Source organism: Urinicoccus massiliensis (genome assembly GCF_900120405.1).
In the GTDB taxonomy this organism is placed as follows: Bacteria; Bacillota; Clostridia; order Tissierellales; family Peptoniphilaceae; genus Urinicoccus; species Urinicoccus massiliensis.
On the sequence record NZ_LT635492.1, the window covers coordinates 857,661 to 865,400 of the forward strand.

The 7,740-nt window shown below is 30.5% G+C and carries 9 protein-coding genes; all 9 read right to left on the minus strand.

What is annotated here, in order from left to right; all coding sequences use genetic code 11:
- Nucleotides 1–5: 5 nt before the first annotated feature.
- The 9 genes from BQ7400_RS04450 to BQ7400_RS04490 all read right to left on the minus strand — a co-directional run bounded on the left by BQ7400_RS04450 (nt 6) and on the right by BQ7400_RS04490 (nt 7,729).
- On the minus strand, nt 6–971 hold the full coding sequence (locus BQ7400_RS04450; protein WP_008901375.1) for a DNA-methyltransferase: 966 nt from the start codon (nt 969–971) through the stop codon (nt 6–8).
- Nucleotides 943–3,438 carry a VirB4-like conjugal transfer ATPase, CD1110 family gene (locus BQ7400_RS04455; RefSeq protein WP_050198405.1) on the minus strand — a complete coding sequence of 832 codons (2,496 nt, stop codon included), beginning with the start codon at nt 3,436–3,438 and terminating at the stop codon, nt 943–945. The genes BQ7400_RS04450 and BQ7400_RS04455 overlap by 29 nt, the downstream gene beginning before the upstream one ends.
- The gene (locus BQ7400_RS04460; protein ID WP_002838958.1) at nt 3,435–3,773 is read right to left on the minus strand and encodes a PrgI family protein; all 339 of its coding nucleotides are present in this window, start codon (nt 3,771–3,773) and stop codon (nt 3,435–3,437) included. The genes BQ7400_RS04455 and BQ7400_RS04460 overlap by 4 nt, the downstream gene beginning before the upstream one ends.
- A complete protein-coding gene (locus BQ7400_RS04465; RefSeq protein WP_050198402.1) occupies nt 3,773–4,030 on the minus strand; it encodes a hypothetical protein in 258 nt (85 codons plus the stop codon). The genes BQ7400_RS04460 and BQ7400_RS04465 overlap by 1 nt, the downstream gene beginning before the upstream one ends.
- A gap of 17 nt (nt 4,031–4,047) precedes the next feature.
- Nucleotides 4,048–4,911 (minus strand): VirB6/TrbL-like conjugal transfer protein, CD1112 family, encoded by an 864-nt coding sequence (locus BQ7400_RS04470; RefSeq protein WP_004838430.1) that lies wholly within the window; start codon nt 4,909–4,911, stop codon nt 4,048–4,050.
- A gap of 1 nt (nt 4,912) precedes the next feature.
- Nucleotides 4,913–4,993, minus strand: coding sequence for a Maff2 family mobile element protein (locus BQ7400_RS04475; protein WP_202947905.1), 81 nt, complete (start codon nt 4,991–4,993; stop codon nt 4,913–4,915).
- Nucleotides 4,994–4,999: 6 nt separating this feature from the next.
- The gene (locus BQ7400_RS04480) at nt 5,000–6,646 is read right to left on the minus strand and encodes a recombinase family protein (RefSeq protein ID WP_072469621.1); all 1,647 of its coding nucleotides are present in this window, start codon (nt 6,644–6,646) and stop codon (nt 5,000–5,002) included.
- Between the two features lie 3 nt (nt 6,647–6,649).
- Nucleotides 6,650–6,874: a hypothetical protein gene (locus BQ7400_RS04485; protein ID WP_072469067.1), complete on the minus strand. Its 225-nt coding sequence runs from the start codon at nt 6,872–6,874 to the stop codon at nt 6,650–6,652.
- A 153-nt stretch (nt 6,875–7,027) separates the two neighbouring features.
- Nucleotides 7,028–7,729 carry a replisome organizer gene (locus tag BQ7400_RS04490; RefSeq protein ID WP_072469062.1) on the minus strand — a complete coding sequence of 234 codons (702 nt, stop codon included), beginning with the start codon at nt 7,727–7,729 and terminating at the stop codon, nt 7,028–7,030.
- Nucleotides 7,730–7,740 lie beyond the last annotated feature (11 nt).

Sequence of the window (7,740 nt, forward strand, 5' to 3'; positions counted from 1 at the left end):
ACCTCCTATTTAATATTTTTCTCAATCCTTTCTTTAGCTATTTGACAGTAATCTTTGTTTATGTCGATTCCAATATATTCTCTGTCCATCCTAATAGCTACCATTCCAACAGTTCCTGAACCCATAAAGGGATCAAGAATCAAGCCTTTTTTAGGACATCCTGCTTTTATACAAAGTTCTACCAGTTTTGGTGGAAATACCGCATAGTGTTTTCCTTTAAATGCACTGGTGTTAATAGTCCAAATATCTCTATTGTTTCTAAACTTAGGGACATTATCTCCTATATATTCTCCATACTCTCTTGCTTCATTTATGCTCTGTCTTTTAGCTCCTGTACCTTCTTGTAAATACTTATTATTTTTTCCTCTTGCCCTCATATATCTTTTCTTGCTTATTTCTTTTATTGGTTCTTTCATAGCGTCAAAGTTATAGAAATACTTTCTTGCTTTTGATAGTAGGAAGATATGTTCATAAGACCTTGATGGTCTATCTCTACAAGACTCAGGCATGGCATTTTCCTTATGCCAAATAATATCACTTCGCAAATACCAACCGTCCTCTCTTAATTTTAAAGCTAGTTGCCAAGGTATCCCCATTAAGTCTTTTGCCTTGTAGCCACTGAGTTTTTCTGTAATAGACTCTTTTTGACCACTTCTTCCTTCTATGTTTTTAGGATCTTTATATTCTTTTTTGCTTCTTGTCCCTGCATAAGAATCTCCAATAACTACCCAAAGTGTTCCTTCTTTTTTTAATACTCTTTTTACTTCTCTAAAGACTTCAATTAATTTATTTAAATATTCCTCCGGACTTTCTTCTCTTCCAATTTGTCCTTCTGCTTTATAATCTCTAAGTCCATAATATGGAGGAGATGTAATACAGCAATCAAATGTTTTATCTGGAAATTCCTTTAGAGCAGAAATTGCATCTAAATTAATAATATAGTTAGTTTTTAACTTCTCTCTGTCTATCAATTTCTATCCCTTCCTTTAATTCTTCTGGTTTAGTTGTCATTAACTTATACAATTTTGTATCTTTAGGAAATCTATCTACAAAAGGTACTATTGTGTTTCCATAGAATAGTAATCCCTCTCCCTCATTGGAATTTGTGACGTAGGATAACTGATAAAGAGATATATTTAACTTGTTAGCTAAAATTTCCCTATCACCACTAGCTTGATTAAGCATTAAGATAAAATCTGTATTATCAAATATATTTTCTATTTCGGGACTGGCTAAAAGGTCCTTTACATTTTGTGTTAATCCTGTTGGAATCCCGCCCCATTTTCTAAATCTCTTCCAAATTTCTATGGAATATGAGGCTGTTTGTTCTTCTCTTAAAAGCAAATGGAATTCGTCACAGTAATATCTGGTTTCCTTCTTATTTCTATTAATAGTTACTCTATTCCACACTTGATCTTGAACAATTAACATACCTATTTTTCTAAGTTGCTTTCCTAATTCCTTAATGTCATAACAAAGAATTCTATTGCCTGTATCTACATTAGTCCTATGGTTAAATACATTAAGACTACCTTTGACATAAATTTCCATTTCTACCGCTAATTTTTTCCCTACCTTTTCTTCTTGTTTTAAAAGTAAATTATATAAATCTTCTAAAATTGGCATATTTTCAGGAATGGGATTGTCGAAGTAATCCTTATATAATATCGGAAGACATCTATCAATTACTGAAGTTTCTTCTGCACTTAATCCTTCCTTTCCTACTACAAGTTCAAACAGTGAAAGAATAAAGTCAGACTTTAAAGATAAGGGATTGTCTTCATCGGCATAGTCTACATTTATATCCAACGGGTTTATATAATCCTTACTTGTTGGCGATATTTTTATAACTTCTCCACCTAGTGCCTTAGTTAAATTTCCATACTCACCTTCCGGATCACAGATAATGATGTCATCTTGTGTAATTAAAAAAGCATTGGTAATTTCTCTTTTAGCCGAAAAAGATTTACCACTACCAGGCGTTCCAAGTATTAAACCGTTTGGATTCTTTAAAAGCTTTCTATCTGTCATAATGATGTTACGACTTAAAGCATTTAATCCGTAGTATAAGCTCTCTCCTTCTAAGCACAACTCTTCTGTTGTAAAAGGAATAAAGACTGCTGTAGAGCTAGTTGTAAGTCCTCTTTTTATTTCGATTTCATTTTTCCCAAGTGGTAGGGAGGAAATTAGTCCTTGTTCCTGTCTATAGTTAAGATTTTTCAATACACAATTATGCCTACCTGCTATTGAATTTAGTTGAAAGATTATATTACTCAATTTCTTTCTACTTTTTTCCATATTTGTAAACAAAATAGTTATGACAAACATTCTCTCATTATGATTTTGAAGTTCTACCAATAGTTTCTTAGCATCATTACCATAGGTAATTAAATCGCTTGGAAGAATATCAATATCATATCCTGATCTTATAGCCTTCTTATTTTCTTCAATTTTCATTTTATCCAAGTCCGTTATTTTTCTTTTAATCATCTTTATAGCTTCTGTTTGATCAATGGAATTTATGTGAAATGTTACAATCATATTTTCTTCAACCCCTAAAAATTCTGATAATAATCTATCTGATAATTCAGGTGCTAGAATTTGCAGAAAGTTTACTTCTCCAAAGTATTCTCCAATTTTAAATTGATTGTGAGATGAAAAGTTAAATGATGCTGGTACTATATAATCCTTAGTAGATAGTCCACTATATTTTAGGTCTTCAAAGGAAAAAACAAAATTCTTATTCGGATTTAAGATATCGTGAATAACCTTTAACCTTTCATATCCACTTAATACATAAGCTTTTACTCCCATCTGCTTAAAGTTATTTAATATATCCATTTCCATTCTTTCAAGTCTTGTAGTTGCCTCTTTTAAATCTTGTGCTTGTAAGCTAAAGGTGATATACATATATTTAGTAAGTCCATTATTTCCTTTTTGACTCTGATTTTTTAGCATTTCCCTGTACTCTTTTCGTATTTCATTATATGAATCGTTTCTATCCGGAACATTGATGTTTTTTTCTACTTCTTCATTTTTTCCTATGCGATTAATATATGAAAGTTCTATATCAACACTTGGATCAAAATAGTTTAAAAAACTTGAAAATTCATTAAATATACTTTCCTTATCTTCTTCTGTTGAAAGCTGGTAGTTAATATCTAAAAAACGTATCATTTTATTAAATTTGTTCTTCTCAACTTGGCAAATCCCATTTCTCAACATTCTTAAATAAGGGATTGTTTCCTGAACGCTCTTTTTCTTCTTCCCACCAAAAAAGGAAAGCCTCTTTTTGGGTTTTCCTTTTTCTTTAGAAATATTTGCTTTTTTCATCTTTTTTTGACTTATACTAATGCTTTTTAAATCTTCTTTTTGTTTTTTTAAATTTCTTTTTTCTTGATTTAATTTTTTCTGTTGTTTTTTCTGTATTTGATTCATTTACTCCTTTCCTTTCTTTGTTTCTTTATATCATAAATACATTCTGTCTTGTATATCCTTATACTTGTCTGTCTTTTCTTATCTATAATATACTTTAAATATTTTTCAAAATAGATCCCGTCCTTTTCATAAAGAGTTGCAAATATTATAGGAAAAGACACACCTATCATAATTAACATAGATAGGTCATTAGGCAGCACTTTTTTTACCATTAAATATACTGGAAAGCCTATTAGACCTGCAATTGTAAAGCCAATTAATTGTCTTTTTGTTAGATTTAGAGCTACCTTTGTTTTTACTTTTGTTAAGTCCTTTGGGACATTTACATAAGCCATTATTCTAAACCCTCTAAGTAAAAGCCATATATGTCTTCTCTGTTCAGATCTTCTAATGATTTTCCCATATTCACTGCTATTTCTAAGACTTTTTCATTCGTTTCTTCTCTATTATCTAAAACTTCCGATGTTTTTCTTATAATCATTCTATTTTGTATTTCTCTTGTAATATATCCCCCTATTAAAAGTATTGGGAGTCCTATTGTTCCAAGTGTTTTAAAATTAATTTTTTTGTCCTTTTTTCTTCTAATTTTCATCATCTTCTCCTTTTTTATTAATGAGCATTTAAAATTGATTTTGCTATACTACCTGATTTCATCATAGTTATACCAAGTATTAAGGTGTATCCTAGTAATTCAAAAATACTCTTGTGTATGTCAGATATATTTAAAGTCTTAACAAGTACGGCATAAATTCCTACACATATAAGTAGGAATAAACCTTGCAAGCCAAGTGCGAAGAGCCCTCTTATATAGTTTGTTCCAATACTTCCCCATTCTTTATTGCCCATTGTGGCAAAAGGTATGGCGCAAACTGAAGTATAAATATATATTTCTATCATCCTGCCGTATAGAATAACTGTAATGAGTATTGATATCCCTTGAATTATCATCTTTACAATTGATGTCTCTAATACTATAGTCATTAATTTTCCTATTGACTCTCCTTTTAGGCTATCTACCATATTAGCTATATCACCTGGAGAAACTTTTGCACTAGCATTTGCCACACCTGCTGCCTTTCCTATTAAATTCTGTGCCACATCAAATACTGCCATAGAAAAGTCAAAAGCATGAGATACAAGCCATACTGCTATCCACATTTTTATCATATATTTAAAAAAATCAAAGGTATCTGTGTCATGCATATTATTTTTGTTCATTACCATTTGAATTAATTCAATACATAGTACAGCCGTTATGATAAGACCTGCTATGGGAAGTATAACATTTTCTGAAATAGACTTTATGAAGTGGAAAACCTCCGAGTTCCATCCACTCGGAGTCTTTCCTACCTCATTTGCTATCGTTGATACTTTGTCATTTATATCAAGGAGCATTCCGCTTAAATTTTCCTTGATCATATCAATAAGTATCTCCGAAAAAAACTCTTTGATCTTATCTACTATATTAAACATTTTATTTTAACACGTTTGCTAATAGCGGTATTAGTTTTAAACCTATGAGTACAATTCCCCCTCCAGCCATAAGCTGCTTTATGCCTAATTAGAGATTGTAAAATACTTGTAGTGTGTCTGTATTTCCTATGAAATTGTAGTAAATATCAATTGTTTGGGTGATTTCTCCATTCACTACTTCTTTTTCGTGAACATAGATTTTTGAGATGAGTTCGTTTAAGGTTTCTTTGTCCAGCTTCTTTATATCCCTATGTTTTTTTATGAGTTCAATCCATTTTTTGACATTAATATCTTCAAGATCTTCTTTAACAATCAATTTTTGATTATCTTCTATTCTTTGGTTTAGATAGTCTTGTTCGTTTTGTGATTTTTCAAGAATTTTTTGGAAGTTGCTTTCACTTATCTTGTTATCTAGCCAGTCATCATATAGTCTTTCAATCTTTTTAGTTAAGTCTTCTACTCTTATCTGATCTTCGTAAATCTTATCCATGATAAATTTTTGTTCTTCTTCATTATCAATTTCTCGTGATTTTTCAAGTGCTTTTATAATTTCTTTTTCGTCTTTTAATGCTATTTCTGCATTATTTCTAATATCTTTAAGCACTATCTCATAAAGAGTATCGTAATAAATTCTATGTTGACTACATAATGACTTTCCGTATCTTCTATAAGTGTTACAAGTGAGTAACTTTTCTCTTTTTTTCGATTTGTTTCTTCCAAGATTTAAAGATTTTCCACAATCGGGACATTTCACAATGCCTGCAAATATGCTTTCTTCTCCATTTTTAAATGGTCTTCTCCTGCTCTTTAATTTTTCATTTGCTATATTATAAATATCTTCAGAAATTATTGGTTCGTGTGTATTTTCTACTATTATCCATTCCTCTTTAGGTTTATCGGATAACCAACCTACTTTGAATTTATAATTAACTTTTTGACTAGCAATATGACCAATATAAACTGGGTTTTCAATAATTTCTTTTAGGGTTGTGCAGTCCCACCAATACTCTCCACCATCTACGGTCATTTCTAACTTAGTTTTTTTATTTCTAAGTCCTTTTTTTCTATTCCACCAGGTAGGTGTAGGTATTTTTTCTTCAAAAAGTCTTCTCCTAATTGCTTGTACTCCATAACCACTAAAAGCAAGATCAAAAATTTTTTCAACAATCCATGAAGTTTCATCATCGATTACTAATTTATGTGGATCATCATTGTCTTTCCTATATCCTATTGGAGCAAGACAACCAATAAATTTTCCTTGCCTTGCCCTTGTCATATAGGCAGATTTCATCTTTTTGGAAACATCTCTTGAATAAAACTCGTTTAAAACATTTTTAAAAGGAACTATTTCATTGTTTTCTTGAAAGGTATCTACTCCATCATTTAAAGCTATATATCTGACATTGTTCTTTGGGAAGAAATTTTCTGTATAGTATCCAGTCTGCAAATAGTTTCTTCCAAGCCTTGATAAGTCCTTAGTGATGACTATATCCACTTTCTTATTTTCAATATCTCTAATTAGTCTTTGAAATGATGGTCTATTTGTATTTAATCCAGTATATCCATCATCTATATATACATCGTAAATACTCCAACCTCTTGATTTTACATAGTTTTCTAAAAGTTCCTTTTGGTTTTGTATGCTGGCACTCTCTCCTTTCTGCTCATCATCTTTAGATAGTCTGCAATAAATTGCAGCTTTGAATGAAAATTGATTTGAATTTGTTTGTATCATTTCCTATTCCTCCTTGTTTGAGTTTTCAGAAATAACACAACTTTCTCTAAAACTATTTTTATTATAGCACTCTTTTTTATTACTATCAATATTATATTTGTTATACTCAATTTCATTGTCCTTACTTAATTTGCTTGATTTTTTTATTAGTCTTAGAAAAGCTTCTGTATCTGTTCTTCTGTTATCATAATTTCTTTTTACAATGTATTTTGTTTGTCTTTTTGTCATAGCTTATCCTTTCATGCAATAAAAAAAGGCGATTAGATTTTTAATTTTCTAATCGCCTTTTAAGTGTCATATTTATCTTTTTATTATATCTGGCATACTTTGATACCTTTTTAGACTTAAAGTCTTTAATAATGGCTTTCCACCTCTTTTTATCTATAAAGATTCTCCTACATCATAGTTCATTTTTTTATTTAAACCTTTCTGTGTTAGTTTTTCTTTATCTTCTTCATACCATTTTAAGATTGTCGCATAGTGGTTTTGATAGGTCTTACCACTGCTTTCCATGTATCTTGATAGTTTATTTATCATTATTTCTGTGTGTGAGTTTAATTTTTCTTTAAGATTCTTATATTCTTCTTTGCTTAACCTTACATTTTTGAATTCTCCATAAAAGATGGGGGTGGACTGTTCTTCTCTCCCCTTATCTATACTAACCTTATCTAATCTACCCTTATCTATACTGGGTTGACCACTTGACAACCTTTGGTTAACCAGATGACAACCATCTTTTTCTTCTAAAATATATGCTCCATTTTCCGTTTGATAAAGCTGTTGTTTCTGCTCTATATACATTGTTGGCTTATATCTGTCTTTTCTAATATAGTTATTTATCTTCCAATGAGTAATGACGATTATTCCCTGATCAAAGACTATCACAAAGCCTTTGGCAATAAGTATTTTCAGGTCATCTTCATTAGCCCCGATAATTTTGATGATTTTCTTAGGATTATTTACAAAACCATCATCATCTGCCCTCATTGATAAATGAAAATACAGACATTGACTACTTAGTGGCATATCCAAAAATAAGTCGCTATCCACTATCTTTAGTGAAAACATTCTTTTATCTGCCATGCTCTCCTACC

Bases quoted from the DNA above. Each gene is read 5' to 3' on its own strand.
- BQ7400_RS04470 (WP_004838430.1), bottom strand. From the start codon at position 4,911: ATGTTTAATATAGTAGATAAGATCAAAGAGTTTTTTTCGGAGATACTT.
- BQ7400_RS04490 (WP_072469062.1), bottom strand. From the start codon at position 7,729: ATGGCAGATAAAAGAATGTTTTCACTAAAGATAGTGGATAGCGACTTA.
- BQ7400_RS04465 (WP_050198402.1), bottom strand. From the start codon at position 4,030: ATGAAAATTAGAAGAAAAAAGGACAAAAAAATTAATTTTAAAACACTT.
- BQ7400_RS04480 (WP_072469621.1), bottom strand. From the start codon at position 6,646: ATGATACAAACAAATTCAAATCAATTTTCATTCAAAGCTGCAATTTAT.
- BQ7400_RS04485 (WP_072469067.1), bottom strand. From the start codon at position 6,874: ATGACAAAAAGACAAACAAAATACATTGTAAAAAGAAATTATGATAAC.
- BQ7400_RS04460 (WP_002838958.1), bottom strand. From the start codon at position 3,773: ATGGCTTATGTAAATGTCCCAAAGGACTTAACAAAAGTAAAAACAAAG.
- BQ7400_RS04455 (WP_050198405.1), bottom strand. From the start codon at position 3,438: ATGAATCAAATACAGAAAAAACAACAGAAAAAATTAAATCAAGAAAAA.